We start from the raw sequence: 14,112 nt of genomic DNA, 5'->3' as shown, positions 1-14,112 counted from the left end.
GGGCGGTAGTACGAGGCCTGTTCCGTCCAGCGCTTTAGCGGTATTTGGGAGCGCCCCGCAAGTTGCTGTTTAAATCGGCGCGGAACCATCCTAGGGAGGCCCCAGCCCCCCTGTCAAGCGGGTCTCAACCCTCTTCACGACGGGCCTTCCCGGGACTCGTCACCGCCACTGCCGGCGCCTCGAGGCGCGCCCGTTCGCGACTGAAGGCCACCCGGTACTTGTTGACGCTGGCGACGTAGTTGACCACGCCGATGCCCACCTCCTCGGCGGCGACGCGCTCGACCTGGAAGAACCAGCGGTCCCCGTCCAGGCCCTGCTTGCGCGCCTTGGCCCGCAAGGCCTGGACCCGTTCCGGTCCGAGGTTGTAGGCCGCCAGGGTGAAGGCCCGGCGTTCGCACTCGTCCAGTCTCGGACTGGCGAAGAATTGCCGGCGCAGCCGGGCCAGGTAGCGGGTAGCGGCCTTGACGTTGGCGTCGGCGGAGTGGAGGTCGCGCACACCGACGCTGCGCGCCGCCCGCGGGGTGATCTGCAGCAGCCCCGCGGCGCGGCCGGCACCGCGCGCATGGGGATCGAGGCCGGACTCCTTGTAGGCCATGGCGGCCAGGGTCAGCCAGTCGAAGTCGTAGGCCTTGGCGTAGTGCTGCAGCAGCGGCCGCACCTTGGCCAGGCGCTTGCGGTCATGGGCCTGGAGTGGATCGCGCACCTGGTAGCGGCGGGCGTAGGCCTGGCGAAAGGCCTGGTCGTCGTCGCGCGCCTGGGGTTGCCGGGCGAAGGCCCGTACCCGTGCGGCGAGCTGCTGCGCCGGGGCGCGCAGATACCAGAGCTGTGCCTGGTCATGGGCCACCACCACCCGGTCGGCCACCCGCAGCCGCGGCAGCACCCGCGCCCAGCGATGGGCCAGCCCGGATTCGACGACGCTGAGCGGATAGATACCGGCCTGGGTCAATTCCAGGACATCTTCCACCGCCAGGCTCGGATCGGCCCATTCGATCTGCACCGGCCGTAGCCGGCGCTTTTCCAGCTGGGCATTGAGCCGGGCCAGGGCCGGTCCGGCCGCGCTGCCCTGGGGCAGCACCACCCGCCGCCCGGCCAGTTGCTCCAAATGGCGTGGCAGGCGCTGGCCGCGACCGCCGACCACCACCAGGTTGGCCGGCGCGGCCACCGCGGCGGCGATCAGCGCCGAGTGCGCAGGCGGCAACAGGGTTTCCCCCGGCGCCACCAGGTCGCCCTCACCTCTTTGCAGGGCCGGCAGCAAGTCTTCCTTGGCCTTGGGGACGAATACCAGGCGCAGCTGCCGTCCGCCCGGCTGGTGCTGCAGGTAACGGGCGAAGGCCTGCAGCCGGCGATATTCGACGCCCAGCGCCTGGCCATTCCATTCGCCGGAGCTGTGCCGACTCTGGTTGACCAGCACGCGCAACTCGCCAGCCCGCTCGATGGCGGTCAGGTCGCGCGCCGCGACATGGCGCGGCGCCTCGGGTGGCAGGGCGCCGAGCCGCGCCTGGGCGGAGCAGGCGAGCAGGCAGCCAACAAGGACAAGGGTGAATCGAAACGGCATCCAGGACTCCTGACCTGGCCGGGACGACGCCGATAGCACCCGGACTACGGATAGAATGAAAGGACTAGAGTTCGTAGAAGGTCCGCACCATGCAATTGATCGACATCGGCGTCAACCTCACCCACCCCAGTCTGCTCAAGGAGGTGGACGCGGTGATCGAGCGGGCCCAGGCGGCCGGCGTGGTGCAACTGGTGCTCACCGGCACCACCCTGGAAGACAGCGAGAACGCCCTGAATCTCTGCCTGCGCCTGGACGCAGGCGAGGCGCTGTTCAGCACCGCAGGCGTCCATCCTCACGAAGCCTCGACCTGGAACGCGGCCGCCGCCAGGACCCTGCGCGACCTGGCCAGCCAGCCCAAGGTCCGCGCCCTGGGCGAATGCGGGCTGGACTTCAATCGCGACTTCACCCCGCGGCCGCAGCAGGAGCGCTGCTTCGAGGAACAACTGGCCCTGGCCGCCGAATTGCGCCGCCCGGTGTTCCTCCACGAGCGCGACGCCAGCGAGCGGATGCTGGCGATCCTGCGCGACTACCGCGACCACCTGCCGGCCGCCGTGGTGCACTGCTTCACCGGCGAGCGCAAGGCGCTCTATGGCTACCTGGATCTGGACCTGCATCTGGGCATCACCGGCTGGATCTGCGACGAGCGCCGCGGTCTGCACCTGCACGAGCTGGTCGGCCAGATCCCGGTCGGCCGGCTGATGCTGGAAACCGACGCCCCCTACCTGCTGCCGCGCACCCTCAGGCCCAAGCCGCGCCATGGCCACAACGAGCCGGCCTTCCTGCCGGAGATCCTGCGCACCGTGGCGCGCCTGCGCAACGAAACGCCCGAGCAGACCGCCCTGCACACCACCGCCACTGCCCGCGCCTTCTTCGGGCTGCTGGAAGTGCGCCTGCCAGAGCGGAGCGAGGAGTTCGACTAGCGCCGGGGCGCGGTCGCGCTAAAGTCGAGGCGACAAACGCCGTTAACCTCTGGGCTCGTTCCGCGGCGTCGCGCCCCTCCCTGCAGGACGTTGACGCCAGTCAAGATCCGGGTTGCCTCGGCCTGTCAGGCTGGACGGCCCCGCCGACTGGATGCCCCCTATGTTCGCCTGGCTGCGCGATATCTCTCTCAAGTACAAATTCTGGGCGGTCAATGCCGTCGCCTTCGTCACCAGCCTCTTGCTGGTGCTGTTCGCCATGCAGCTGGAAGTCGCGGGTCGCGCCGAGCAGCTCAAGGCAGTCAGGACCGCCCTGGGTGAGACGGCCGCCCACCTGAGCGCCCCGACCTTCACTGAGGTCTTCCTGGCCCGGGCGCCGGAATACGCCCTGGCCGTGGGCGTGCTGATGCTGGTGCTGCTGGTGGCCTCGCAGCTGCTGATCCGCTTCATCCTCGGCAACCTGCAACGCCTCAAGGACACCATGCTGCGGGTGGAACGCGACGGCGACCTCACCGCTCGGGTCGAGGTGCGTGGTCGCGACGAGGTCGGGCAGATGACCCAGGCCTTCAACGCCATGCAGGACAGCTACACCCGCGTCGTCGGCACCGTGGCCGCCAGCGCCGCGCGCCTGGACGAAGGCGCCGGCCGCCTGGCCAGCGGCATGCAGGGCGTCCGCGGCGGCATGCACGACCAGCAGCACGAGACCGACCAGGCCGCCACGGCGATCAACGAGATGAGCGCCACCGTGCAGCAGATCGCCGAGCACGCCGCCGGTACCCGCGACCAGTCCCAGGAAGCCGACCGCCTGGCCGGTGCCGGTCAGCAGGCGGTGGATCTCGTCAGCCACTCCATCGCCGACCTGTCGCAGGGCGTGCAGCAGACCGCGGTGATGATCCAGGAGCTGGCCGAGAACAGCGAGCGCATCACCAGCGTGGTCAACGTCATCCACGGCATCGCCGAGCAGACCAACCTGCTGGCGCTCAATGCCGCCATCGAAGCCGCCCGCGCCGGCGAGGCCGGCCGTGGCTTCGCCGTGGTGGCCGACGAAGTACGCAACCTGGCCAAGCGCGTCCAGGGCTCCACCGACGAGATCACCCGCATGGTCGACGGCCTCCAGGCCGGCACCCGCGATGCCGTGGAATTCATGCGCGAGAGTTCGCTCAAGGCCGACAACTGCGTGGTCCAAGCCGGTGCCGCCGGGCAGGCCCTGGCCGACATCACCGCCGCGGTGACCCTGATGCGTGACAGCAACACCCAGATCGCCGTGGCCGCGGAACAGCAGGCCCAGGTGGCGGAAGAGATGAGCAGGTCGGTGGTAGGCATCCGCGATGTCACAGAAAGGACCATGCTGCTCACGCAAGACTCGGCCAGTACCAGTACCGAACTGGCTGCCTTGGCCGGCACCCTGAACCAGGCGATCCGCCAGTTGCGCCTATAGGCTCCATAGCGAGAGCGCATTCGCGCGGTTGCCCGACAGGCGGCAAGATGCCCGCACCTTTCCGGAGACCCGTCATGCGCTCGGTCACTACCCTCACCTCCGTCGTCCTGCTGCTGCTCGGCCTCGGCTGCATTGCCCAGGCCCTGGGCAGCCCCCATCCCCAGGCGTTGATCCTCGGCGCCCTGGCCTGCCTGGTGGCCTTCGCCCTGCAGGAACCCGAGGTGCTCCCCGCGCCTCAGTCGCTGCGCGCCTGACCAGCCCGCAACCGGCGGCCCAGCGACCTGAGCAGGCGCGCCAAAGCGGCCGGGTCCTGAGGGCGACCGGCATAGCGTTGCGCCTGGAATTCCCGGGCAAAGTCCCCGATAGCCTCGCGCGCCGCGGGTAGTTCGGCCATGGCCCGCGCGGCGAAGGTGCCGGCCGGCTCGCCTTGGCGGCGGACTATCCCCTGACGCGCCAGCAGTCGTTCGAACTGGGCGAAGCGCGCCAGCAGTGGATCCCGTTGCCGCTGCCACGGCTTGAGCACCAGCAGCGCCATCACCCCGAGTATCGCCAGCACCATTCCAGCCAAGATCAGCCCCAGGCGTTGCAGCGAGCCCTCCCCCAGCAGGCGCTTGAACACCTCGCCCTGGGTGTCCTCCTGATAGTTGAGCACCCAGCGCTGCCAGCCGTAATTGACCCTGTCCCAGCCCAGTCGCAGGGTGTTGAGCCAGGCGAGATTTCGGTAGCGATTGGCGGCGAAGGGATCCCCAGCGAGGAATTCATTGGCCGTGCCCTGGGCCGCCAGGGCTTCCTGCAGCCCGCGCTCGACCCGCTCGGGCGCCACCTGGGCGGTGGGATCGGCGCTGATCCAGCCGCGCCCCGGCAGCCAGTATTCCACCCAGGCATGGGCGTCGAATTGCTGCACCAGCAGGTAGCCGCCCGCGGCATTGAATTCACCGCCCTGGTAGCCCGCCACCACCCGCGCCGGGATGCCCGCCACCCGCAGGGCAAAGGTCATGGCGCCAGCATAGTGGGCGCAGAAGCCGCGACGGTTGTCGAACAGGAAGGCGTCGATGGCATCGACGCTCGCAGTGGGCGGCTGCAGGGTGTAGACGAAGGGCTGCTGGCGGAAATAGGCCAGGATCGCCGCGGCCAGGGCCTCTGGCGCCGGGTGGCGCGCCTTGAGCTGGGCGACCCAGGCGCGGGTACGGGGTTCGCCGCCACTGGGGAGTTGCAGGGCGCGGCGCTGGCTGGAGGCGGACAGCCGACCGGGCTCGCGCAGCGCCTGGGGCCAACTGGTCGCCCGATAGCGCAGCGCCTGGTCCACCGGGCGCCGGCGCTGCAGGTGGAAGTCACTGGCCAGGCGCACGTCGCGCTGGTCGCTGCGCGCGACGTCCAGCCCATAGAGCCAGGGTCGCCCGCTGGGCTCCATGACCACCTGGTAGTCCAGCCGGGGACCGCTCGGCGTCCAGGCCGGCTCCGGACTCCAGGCCGTGTCCGGATCCACCGACCAACGCGCGCCGTCGAAGCGCTCGTAGGTGGTGGCACGCCAGTAGAGGTCGCGCTGCGCCGGCCGTTCGCCGTCGAAGCTGACGCGGAACACCCGCTCGGCGGACTGCGAGAGCTGGGCGATCTCGCCCGGCGCCATGCTCTCACCCAATCCGGTACGCGCCTGGTCGCCCGGCTGGGGCAGCGACCACAGCGGACCGATCCGCGGGAACACTAGGAACAGCAGCAGCATCAGTGGTACCGCCTGCAACAGCAGGGTGCCGGCGACTTTCAGGGTCGCCAGCGGGCGGCTGGCCAGGGCGCTCTGCTGCAGGCCGATCAGCGCCGCCACCAGGGCGGTCACCGGCAACAGGCTGTAGAGGGCGGCGAGCAGGCCGTCCTCGAACAGGTAGGCGATCACCACGGCGAAGAAACCCAGGTAGATCACCACCAGGGCGTCGCGGCGACTGTGCATCTCGATCAGCTTGAGGGCGAAGGTCACCAGCAGCAGCACGGCGCCGGCATCCAGGCCGATGAAGGAGCCGCGCGACAGCCAGATGCCGCCCATGGCCAGCAGCAGCAACCCGCCTTTCTCGATCCGCGTGGGCGCCCGGACCTGCATGCGGAACAGCAGCACCCGCCAGCCGGCGCAGAAGGCCCAGAGCAGCCCGACCCAGGGCGGCAGGTGGGTGAGGTGCGGCAGGATCACCAGCGCCTGGGCCACCAGCAGCCAGATCAGGGCGATACGGGGGATGGGTTGCGGGAGGCTGGCGCTCATACCGGGCGCCCGAACAGGGCTAGGGCCTGGAGCGCCGCGTCGCGCTGGTTTTCCCCGGTCGCCGGCGCCAGCTCCTGGCCGGGCAGCCGCAAGCCGAAGCGCAACTGGCGGGCGTTGGCGTCCAGTACCGCCTGGCACAGCCAGGACAGCCGCGTCTCGGTATCGCCATCGAGCACGCTGAAATCCAGCCAGAGTTCGCTGCCGGCCAGGGCGGTGAAGTCCTTCACCAGCAGGCCCTGGCCGCGGGAAAAGGCCTTCCAGTCCAGTCGCCGCCGCGAATCCCCCGGCTGATAAGCCCGCAAGCCCTGGAAATCATCGGCGCCCTGCCCCGCCTGGCGCTGGCCTTCCTCGCCGCCGCTGTCCTCGCCACTGCGCGGCGGTGGCGCCGCCTCCAGCGGACGCGGATAGATCAGGCCGCGCACGTCCAGGTCCAGCCAGCTCCAGGCGACGAACAGGCCCAGGGGAAAGCGGCTCTCCACCCGCAGGCGCTCGGGCCTGAGCCAGCCCCGGGTCGGCGCGGGATGGAAGACCTGCAGGGCGACCGTCTCGCCCGCCGGGACATCGCTGACCACCAGGGGCTCGCCGCGCCACCCCAGGGCGATGGCCTGGTGCGCGCGCCGGTCGCTTTCCAGGCGCAGGCGAAAGCCGGCGACCTCCCCGGCGAACACCGGGCTGGCGCCGCCACCGGCCAGTAGCAGGCCGGCCAGGTTGCGATAGGTGTGCAGCATGGCCACCAGCGCCAGGGAAAACAGCAGGAAGGTCAGCCCATAGGCCAGGCTGTTCTGGTAGTTGATGCCGGCCAGCAGCATCAGCAGCAACGCAACGGCGAAGGCCGCGCCCTGGCGGGTGGGCAGGATGAAGATGCGACGCTGATCGAGGGTGATGCGATTGGCCGGCGGTATCCGTCGCGCCAGCCAGCCGTCTCGATAGCGCTGCCAGGCGCTGCCGGTCACAGCGCCGGGACTTCGCGCAGTAGCCACTGCACCAGGGCGCCGCCGCCGTGTCCGGCCGGATCGGCGATGTCGCGCAGGCGGTGCCCCGCCACCGCCGGCAGGACCGTCTGGACATCCTCGGGCAGCACGTGGTCGCGACCGGCCAGCAAGGCCCAGGCCCGCGCCGCCGCCAGCAGCGCCAGGCTGCCACGGGGTGACAGCCCCAGGGCGAAGGACGCCTGGGTGCGGGTCGCCTCCACCAGGCGCAGCACGTAGTCCACCACCGCGTCGCTGGCATGGATGCGCGGCACCTCGGCCTGGATCAGCCGCAGCTGGGCGTGATCCAGCAGCGGCTCCAGCCGCGGCAGCTGCTCGCGACCGGAACCACCGAGCAACAGGGCGCGCTCGGCGGCCCGGCCCGGATAGCCGAGCGACAGGCGCATCAGGAAGCGGTCGAGCTGGGACTCCGGCAAGGCGAAGGTGCCGCCCTGGGAGACCGGATTCTGGGTGGCGATGACGAAGAAGGGCTCGGGCAGCGGCCGGGTGGCGCCCTCGATGGTCACCTGCCCCTCTTCCATGGCTTCGAGCAGCGCACTCTGGCTCTTGGGCGTGGCCCGGTTGATCTCGTCGGCCAGCAGCAACTCGGCGAACACCGGACCGGGATGGAAGACGAACTGGCCGCTGTCGCGATCGAACACCGAGGTGCCGAGGATATCGCCGGGCAACAGATCCGAGGTGAACTGGATGCGCTGGAAGGACAGTCCCAGCACCCTGGCCAGGGCATGGCTGAGGGTGGTCTTGCCCATGCCGGGCAGGTCCTCGATCAGCAGGTGCCCCCGTGCCAGCAGGCAGGCCAGCGCCAGCCTGACCTGGGTTTCCTTGCCCAACAAAACGCCGTCTACCGCCTTGAGACAGGCGTTCAACCTATCGTGCATGCCCTGAGGTCTCTCGCCTTGCGCCGGCGCGAGAAGACGCCGGCTTGCAGATCGAGAATAGCAGCACCTTCGGCCGGCGAACGCCGCCCGAGAGGTTTGCCGCTTATTTCAGGGTGGCGAGGATCTCTTCCACGGCGCGCGCCGGATCGGCGGCGCGGGCGATGGGACGCCCGATCACCAGGTAGTCGGAGCCGGCATCCAGGGCTTGGCGTGGGGTGAGGATGCGGCGCTGGTCGTCGAGGGCGCTGCCGGCCGGCCGGATGCCGGGGGTGACCAGTTGCAGCGCCGGCTGCGCGGCCTTGAGCGCCGGCGCCTCCTGGGCCGAGCACACCAGGCCGTCGAGACCGGCACGCGCGGCCAGGCCGGCCAGGCGCAGGACCTGCTCCTGGGGATCCACGTCCAGGCCGATGTCGGCCAGGTCCTCGCGCTCCATGCTGGTCAGCACGGTCACGCCGATCAGCAGCGGCTTGGGCCCGTTGAAGGCTTCCAGGGTCTCGCGACAGGCGGTCATCATGCGCAGGCCGCCCGAGCAGTGGACGTTGACCATCCAGACGCCCATTTCCGCCGCAGCCTTGACCGCCATGGCTGTGGTGTTGGGAATGTCGTGGAATTTCAGGTCGAGGAAGACCTCGAAGCCGCGTTTACGCAGCGCCTCCACCACGCCGGCGGCGCTGGCGGTGAACAGCTCCTTGCCGACCTTGACCCGGCAGGTGGCGGGGTCGAGCCGGTCGGCCAGCGCCAGGGCGGCGGACGACGAGGGGAAATCCAGGGCGACGATGATGGGAGACTGGCAGGCGGACATGGGGGCTCTCGGCAAAACGGCAAAGGCCGGCATTTTCGCAGAAAAGCGCCGCGCGGGCACTTATCGACTGTCCGGCAGGGCCCCGGCGCGGCTGTCCGCCCGGGGCCCTGCCGCCTCAACCCGGCTTGAGTAGTTGCTCGCGTAGCCAGTTGCCCGCCGGCCCCAAGGCCTGCCGGCGTGACCAGATCACATCCACCGCCACCCGCCGGGGCCAGCCCGGTACGGCCAGCTCCACCAGGCGGCCCTGGCCGAAGGTCGCCACCAGCCAGAGCGGCAACTCGGCCCAGCCGAAGCCTTGCACGGCCATGTCCAGCAACAGCAGATAGTCCGGCGCCGACCAGCAGCGCCCACGGGTATCCGGCAGATGGCACACCTGCTGCGACGACTCGGTCACGGTGCTCAGGCGCAGCAGCCGATGGGGCGCGAGTTCGGCGGGGGTAACGGTCGGCAAGGCCGCCAGCGGATGATCGGCGGCAACGTACAGCCCGAAGGTGACCAGCCCATCCAGGGTCGCGGCCTCGATGCCGGCCGGATAGGGCGGCTGCGCCGCCAGCAGGCCGAGATCCGCCCGCCCCTGCACCAGGCTGAGCACGTCAGCGTCCTCGGCGATCAGGCATTCGAACTCGAGATCCGGATAGCGCTGGTCCAGCTCGGTCAGCAAGGCCTCGTAGCGGGTGGGCTGATAGGTATCGGAGATCACCAGGGTCAATCTCGGCTCCACGCCCGCCGCCAGCTGGGTCGCGCGGCTGGCCAAGCGGTCGTGGGCCGAGAGCACGGCGCGGGCCTGGTCGAGCAACTGTTCACCCGCGGCCGTGAGCTGCGGATAGCGGCCCTGTCGATCGAAGAGCACCACCCCCAGCTCGTCTTCCAGGCGGGCGATGCTCTCGCTGATGCTGGATTGCCGCTTGCCCAACGTCCGCGCCGCGGCGCTGAAGGAGCCGGCAGCGGCGGCTTCGACGAAGGCTTCCAGGGCCTCGGCATTGGGGTACATATCGGCTCAGCCTATGGAATCCACTTTGATACCCCCAGCTTAACCGATGAGACTGCAAGCCTGTCCATCAAGGAGACGCCTCATGTCCCTCTCGCTCACCCAACGTTCCGCCAGTGCCCGATTGCTGCACGCCCTGCTCTTCGAAGGCATTGCCGTGTTGATCGCCACCCCGAGCCTGGCGTGGTTGATGGAGCGCTCTCTGGCTCACATGGGTGCCCTCACCGCCGCCTTTTCCGCCATCGCCATGATCTGGAACCTGCTGTTCAACCTGGGCTTCGATAGGTTGCAGCAGCGCCTGGGCTTCAACCGCGGGCTGAGCGCGCGCCTGCTGCATGCGCTGGGCTTCGAAGGCGGCTTGATCGTATTGCTAGTGCCCTTGGCCGCCTGGTGGCTGTCCATCGACCTGTGGCAGGCGCTGTTGCTGGACCTGGGGCTGATCCTGTTCTTCCTGCCCTACACTCTGGCCTTCAACTGGCTCTATGATCTGGGTTACGCCGCCTGGCTGAAGCGCACGAATAACCCGTGCCAGGCGCACTGATAGGCCCTGGCGTGGTCGAACGATCATAGCCACTCAAGGAGAAGACAGATGCCCTGGTACGCCTGGTTGATCCTGCTGATCGCCGTGGGCTCCGTGGTCGGCAGCCTACTCATGCTCAAGGACACGGCCCGCAAGGTGCCCCTGACCGAAGAGCAGAAAGACAAGATCCGGCAACGCAATGCCGAGATGGACGCCAAGGAGGCCCAGGACCGCTAGCAAGGCGCCCGGGCTCCAGTTGAAGAGGCCCCGCCACACCTCGTGTGGCGGGGCCTCGTGCCGTCAGGACTCCAGTGGTGCCTTGGTATTGACGTACTCCGGTACCTGGGCCAGCGGCAGGCTGCGTACCTGCGCGCGGCTCGGCCCCTGGCGCTTGGGCAGCGGCTCCAGGCGTTGCGCCTGCCCGGTCTCGAGCGCCCTTTCGATGGCCGCCAGTACCCGGACGTCCCGCCAGCCCTCCTCTCCGTCCATTTCCGGTTGGCGATCCTCGAGGATGCAGTCGGAAAAATAGGCCGTCTCGCCGCCAAAATGATCCACCACCGGCGCCTTGAATTCCTGGGTCTCGCCAGCCACCGTCAGGCGATAGCCGATGGCGACGCCTTCACCGAAACCGAAGCACGGCGAAGCCTCGATCTCCCCCTTGCTGCCCACCAGCTGGAAGCGCTCGGTATTGGGTCCGCTGAAGCTGACGGTGAAGCTGGCCAGTCGCTCCTCGGGGAAGCGCAAGGTCACGGTCACGGCATCCCAGGTGGTGATGTCGCGCCCGGGTGTCTGCACCCCCATGGCACCGACTTCGATGGGCTCGTCAGCAAAGAGCGACCGCACGGCATTGAGTGGATAGGGCCCCATGTCGGTGACGGGACCCGCCCAGAAGCCGCTCTGGGCTCGGTGGTTGGCCGTGTCGACCGGCTGGGTGAAGGTCGAGGTGAACAGCCGTGGATCACCGATCTCGCCATTGCGCACCCGCTCGATCATTTCTACCGTACCCGGCTCGCAATGCAGTCTATAGGCGATCATCAACTTGGCCCCGGAACGCTCGGCTGCCGCATTGATCGCCTGGCACTCTTCCTCGCTGATCGCCATCGGCTTTTCCAGCAGCACATGGATACCGGCTTCCAGCGCCGGGACCGCGAATTCCAGATGGCGGAAGTTGGGCGTCGCCAGGTAGATGGCATCGATCTCCCCGGAGGTCAGCAGGATCGGGAATTCCTCGTAGGAGTAACTCTTGAGGCCGTACTTCGCCGCCAGGTCTCGCGCCTTGATCGGATCGCCGGTGACCAGCGCGGTCATCTCGGAGTTGTCGGTCTGGCCGATCCCAGGCATGAAGGCGCCCTGGGAAATCCAACCGCCACCTACCACCGCATAACGAATCTTGCCTGTCGCACTGGGCATGGAATACTCCCGAAGTCAGGCAGACGACACGTCCGCCACCTGAACTGTCGGCAAGCGCCGAGGGCATGAAGTTCCGAACCCGGGAGTCCGCCGCGGCTTCGCGCGCCCCTGGGACTAGCGGCGAAAGCGCAACTCGACTTCCGCTCCCTCGAAGTCGTCGCTGCGATCCCGGCTGATCACCCGCCCGCCCAGTTCGAAACGACCGGGGTCGTCTTCCTTGCGAAACAGCTGCGGCAGCAGGTTGGCGTCGGCCACGGCGTTCTCCGCTTTCCCGGGCGCGGCACGATGGGATGCCAGCGCCTGCGGCGGCGTGGCCTCACCGGGCACGCTGAGGTCGAGAGGATGAGCGGGGGCCGGTGGCGCCTTGGCCGCCGCCGGTTTCCGGAGCTGGCTGTTCTTCGCCAGGTCCTGCTTCTTCGGCGGCGGCGCTGGCAGCACGAAGGCCTTGGCTGGCAAGGGATCCAGGCGCAGGGCGCGCAAGTCGGCGGCGCTGCCTTGAGGGGCACTGGCGACTGGCGGGGTCGGGGTCACAGGGGTAGGGGCAGGATTCGCCTGGGTCGTCTTCGGCGGCCCGTCCTGGTCGCAACCCGCCAGCAACAGGAGGGTTGCCGTCGCCCACACCGCCAGGTATCCACGCATAGGTCACCATCCCAAAAGGGACCGCGCCCGCAAAGCAATGGCCGGCGCGGCAGGATCTGTCCCTACAACCGACCTTTCCGTCCTGAAACGGGTTCCGGAGGGGCCCCTAGGCGGCCAGGGTTTCCTGGCAGAGCTGACGAGCGAGCAGGCCGAGGGTCATAAGCGCCCGCTGGGCATCCCGGCCCCAGGGCAGCCCGCAATTGAGGCGAATGCAATGGTTGAACTGGTCGGTGTTACTGAAGATCATGCCCGGCGCGATGCTCACGCCCTGATCCAGCGCCCGCTGGTGCAGCAGGCGCGTATCCACCCGCACCGGCAGGCTGACCCAGAGGATGAAGCCGCCATTGGGCCTGCTCATCTGGGTGCCCTCGGGGAAATGCTCCTGGATCGCCAGCTGGAAAGCGGTCATGTTGCGCCGGTATTCCTGGCGGATGGCGCGCAGGTGGCGGTCATAGCCGCCGTTCTCCAGGTAGGCGGACACCCCCATCTGGGTCACGCTGCAGGCAGAGTGGGTAGTGAAGGTCTGCAGCCGGCAGATGTCGTCCTGGTAGGGACCGGCCACCACCCAACCGATGCGCACCCCCGGCGAGATGGTCTTGGAAAAGCTCGAGCAATAGATGACCCGCCCCTGCTTGTCGAGGGCCTTGAGCGCCTTGGAGCCGCTGTCGTAGGTCAGCTCGCCATAGATGTCGTCTTCGACGATGGCGATGTTGCGCTCGGCTGCCAGCCGCAGCAGCTGCTTCTGCCGCGCCTCCGGCATGCTGCCACCCAGCGGGTTGCTCAGGCGCGCCGCCACCACCAGGGCCTTGACCGGCCACTGGCTCGCCGCCAGTTGCAGGGCCTCGACACTGAGGCCGGTCTCGGGATCGCAGGGGATCTCGATCACCTTGAGGCCCAGCACCTCGGCCAGTTGCAGCAGCCCATAGTAGGACGGCGACTCGGTGGCGATCAGATCGCCGGGCTTGGTCAGCACCCGCAGCGACATCTGCAGGGCATCCACGCAGCCATGGGTGATCACCACCTCTTCCGGACCCACCACCACCCCGGCATCGCGCAGGCGGATGGCCACCTGGCGGCGCAGGGGCTCGAAGCCCGGACTGTGCAGATAGGAAAAGGCCGCCCGGGCCTGGAAGCGGGTCACCTTGGACAGCTGCTGGTGCAAGGCCCGCAGCGGCAGATAGTCGGGCTGGGGTACCGCCATGCCCAGGGGCACCACGCCTTCGCGGCGCGATTCGGCCAGCACCTGGTTGATGATGCCGGCGCGGGTCACCAGGCTCGGCCGCTCCACGGTGGCGATGTCCGGCGTCGGTGCGGTCAGGGCCGGCGTCTGGTGTACGTAGAAGCCCGACTGCGGCCGCGCGCGGATCAGGCCCTGGTCCTCCAGGGTGGCATAGGCCTGCAGGACGCTGGCATGGCTGACGCCCAGTTGCTGGCTCAGCTTGCGCACCGAGGGCACCCGCTCACCGGGCTTGTAGACCCCCGTGCGGATGTCGTTCGCCAATTGCTGGGCGATGCGCTGATAGAGCAACAGATTGGTCATGGCGTCTTCCTGGACAAGAGCGGAACAGTAGCAGGCTACCCTGAAGGTATACCGGTACAGCTGGTACTGACCTTACCGCTTCCATTCCCAAGGCGGCAATGTCCAAAAACGACAAGGCAGCGCCATGCTCCAGCTCGATGCCGAGGCTCTGCGCTAAGCATTGGCGCGGCCATGAAAAAGCCCGCCGAGGG

General features: G+C 68.7%; 14 protein-coding genes. 5 read left to right on the top strand and 9 right to left on the bottom strand.

The genetic code is table 11. The annotated features are described in order from the left end of the window. Window positions 1-124 precede the first annotated feature (124 nt). Window positions 125-1,555: an MltF family protein gene (locus ACYJP6_RS22275; protein ID WP_459477932.1), complete on the bottom strand. Its 1,431-nt coding sequence runs from the start codon at window positions 1,553-1,555 to the stop codon at window positions 125-127. 89 nt (window positions 1,556-1,644) lie between these two features. Here ACYJP6_RS22275 and ACYJP6_RS22270 point away from each other — a divergent pair, with 89 nt between their 5' ends. The 3 genes from ACYJP6_RS22270 to ACYJP6_RS22260 all read left to right on the top strand — a co-directional run bounded on the left by ACYJP6_RS22270 (window position 1,645) and on the right by ACYJP6_RS22260 (window position 4,164). Further along, window positions 1,645-2,475 (top strand): TatD family hydrolase, encoded by an 831-nt coding sequence (locus ACYJP6_RS22270; RefSeq protein ID WP_459477930.1) that lies wholly within the window; start codon window positions 1,645-1,647, stop codon window positions 2,473-2,475. Window positions 2,476-2,635: 160 nt separating this feature from the next. After that, a complete protein-coding gene (locus tag ACYJP6_RS22265; RefSeq protein ID WP_459477928.1) occupies window positions 2,636-3,910 on the top strand; it encodes a methyl-accepting chemotaxis protein in 1,275 nt (424 codons plus the stop codon). A 74-nt stretch (window positions 3,911-3,984) separates the two neighbouring features. Then, window positions 3,985-4,164 (top strand): hypothetical protein, encoded by a 180-nt coding sequence (locus tag ACYJP6_RS22260; RefSeq protein WP_459477926.1) that lies wholly within the window; start codon window positions 3,985-3,987, stop codon window positions 4,162-4,164. On the opposite strand, the gene ACYJP6_RS22255 is transcribed toward ACYJP6_RS22260, so the two are convergent. The 5 genes from ACYJP6_RS22255 to ACYJP6_RS22235 all read right to left on the bottom strand — a co-directional run bounded on the left by ACYJP6_RS22255 (window position 4,146) and on the right by ACYJP6_RS22235 (window position 9,815). Beyond that, complete coding sequence (locus ACYJP6_RS22255; RefSeq protein WP_459477924.1) at window positions 4,146-6,155, bottom strand: transglutaminase TgpA family protein; 2,010 nt, start codon at window positions 6,153-6,155, stop codon at window positions 4,146-4,148. The two genes, ACYJP6_RS22260 and ACYJP6_RS22255, sit on opposite strands and share 19 nt — an antisense overlap. Further along, window positions 6,152-7,108, bottom strand: a complete 957-nt coding sequence (locus tag ACYJP6_RS22250) for a DUF58 domain-containing protein (RefSeq protein WP_459477922.1) — start codon at window positions 7,106-7,108, stop codon at window positions 6,152-6,154. Before ACYJP6_RS22250 ends, ACYJP6_RS22255 begins: the two co-directional genes overlap by 4 nt. After that, window positions 7,105-8,022, bottom strand: coding sequence for an AAA family ATPase (locus ACYJP6_RS22245; RefSeq protein WP_459477921.1), 918 nt, complete (start codon window positions 8,020-8,022; stop codon window positions 7,105-7,107). Before ACYJP6_RS22245 ends, ACYJP6_RS22250 begins: the two co-directional genes overlap by 4 nt. 103 nt (window positions 8,023-8,125) lie before the next feature. Further along, window positions 8,126-8,824 (bottom strand): orotidine-5'-phosphate decarboxylase, encoded by a 699-nt coding sequence (gene pyrF, locus ACYJP6_RS22240; RefSeq protein ID WP_459477919.1) that lies wholly within the window; start codon window positions 8,822-8,824, stop codon window positions 8,126-8,128. Window positions 8,825-8,939: 115 nt separating this feature from the next. Next, window positions 8,940-9,815: a LysR family transcriptional regulator gene (locus ACYJP6_RS22235; protein ID WP_459477917.1), complete on the bottom strand. Its 876-nt coding sequence runs from the start codon at window positions 9,813-9,815 to the stop codon at window positions 8,940-8,942. Between the two features lie 82 nt (window positions 9,816-9,897). Here ACYJP6_RS22235 and ACYJP6_RS22230 point away from each other — a divergent pair, with 82 nt between their 5' ends. Continuing rightward, complete coding sequence (locus tag ACYJP6_RS22230; protein WP_459477915.1) at window positions 9,898-10,353, top strand: multidrug/biocide efflux PACE transporter; 456 nt, start codon at window positions 9,898-9,900, stop codon at window positions 10,351-10,353. 48 nt (window positions 10,354-10,401) lie between these two features. Then, window positions 10,402-10,569, top strand: a complete 168-nt coding sequence (locus ACYJP6_RS22225) for a DUF2897 family protein (protein ID WP_459477913.1) — start codon at window positions 10,402-10,404, stop codon at window positions 10,567-10,569. A gap of 63 nt (window positions 10,570-10,632) precedes the next feature. On the opposite strand, the gene ACYJP6_RS22220 is transcribed toward ACYJP6_RS22225, so the two are convergent. The 3 genes from ACYJP6_RS22220 to ACYJP6_RS22210 all read right to left on the bottom strand — a co-directional run bounded on the left by ACYJP6_RS22220 (window position 10,633) and on the right by ACYJP6_RS22210 (window position 13,921). Continuing rightward, window positions 10,633-11,742 (bottom strand): Gfo/Idh/MocA family protein, encoded by a 1,110-nt coding sequence (locus ACYJP6_RS22220; protein ID WP_459477911.1) that lies wholly within the window; start codon window positions 11,740-11,742, stop codon window positions 10,633-10,635. Between the two features lie 114 nt (window positions 11,743-11,856). Then, the gene (locus ACYJP6_RS22215; protein ID WP_459477909.1) at window positions 11,857-12,381 is read right to left on the bottom strand and encodes a hypothetical protein; all 525 of its coding nucleotides are present in this window, start codon (window positions 12,379-12,381) and stop codon (window positions 11,857-11,859) included. 106 nt (window positions 12,382-12,487) lie between these two features. After that, window positions 12,488-13,921, bottom strand: coding sequence for an aminotransferase-like domain-containing protein (locus ACYJP6_RS22210; protein ID WP_145008762.1), 1,434 nt, complete (start codon window positions 13,919-13,921; stop codon window positions 12,488-12,490). Window positions 13,922-14,112: the final 191 nt, after the last annotated feature.

The organism is Pseudomonas sp. No.117, assembly GCF_054558395.1.
The sequence above is the reverse complement of the archived record's forward strand: the minus strand, read 5'-3'. Positions and strand labels throughout refer to the sequence as shown.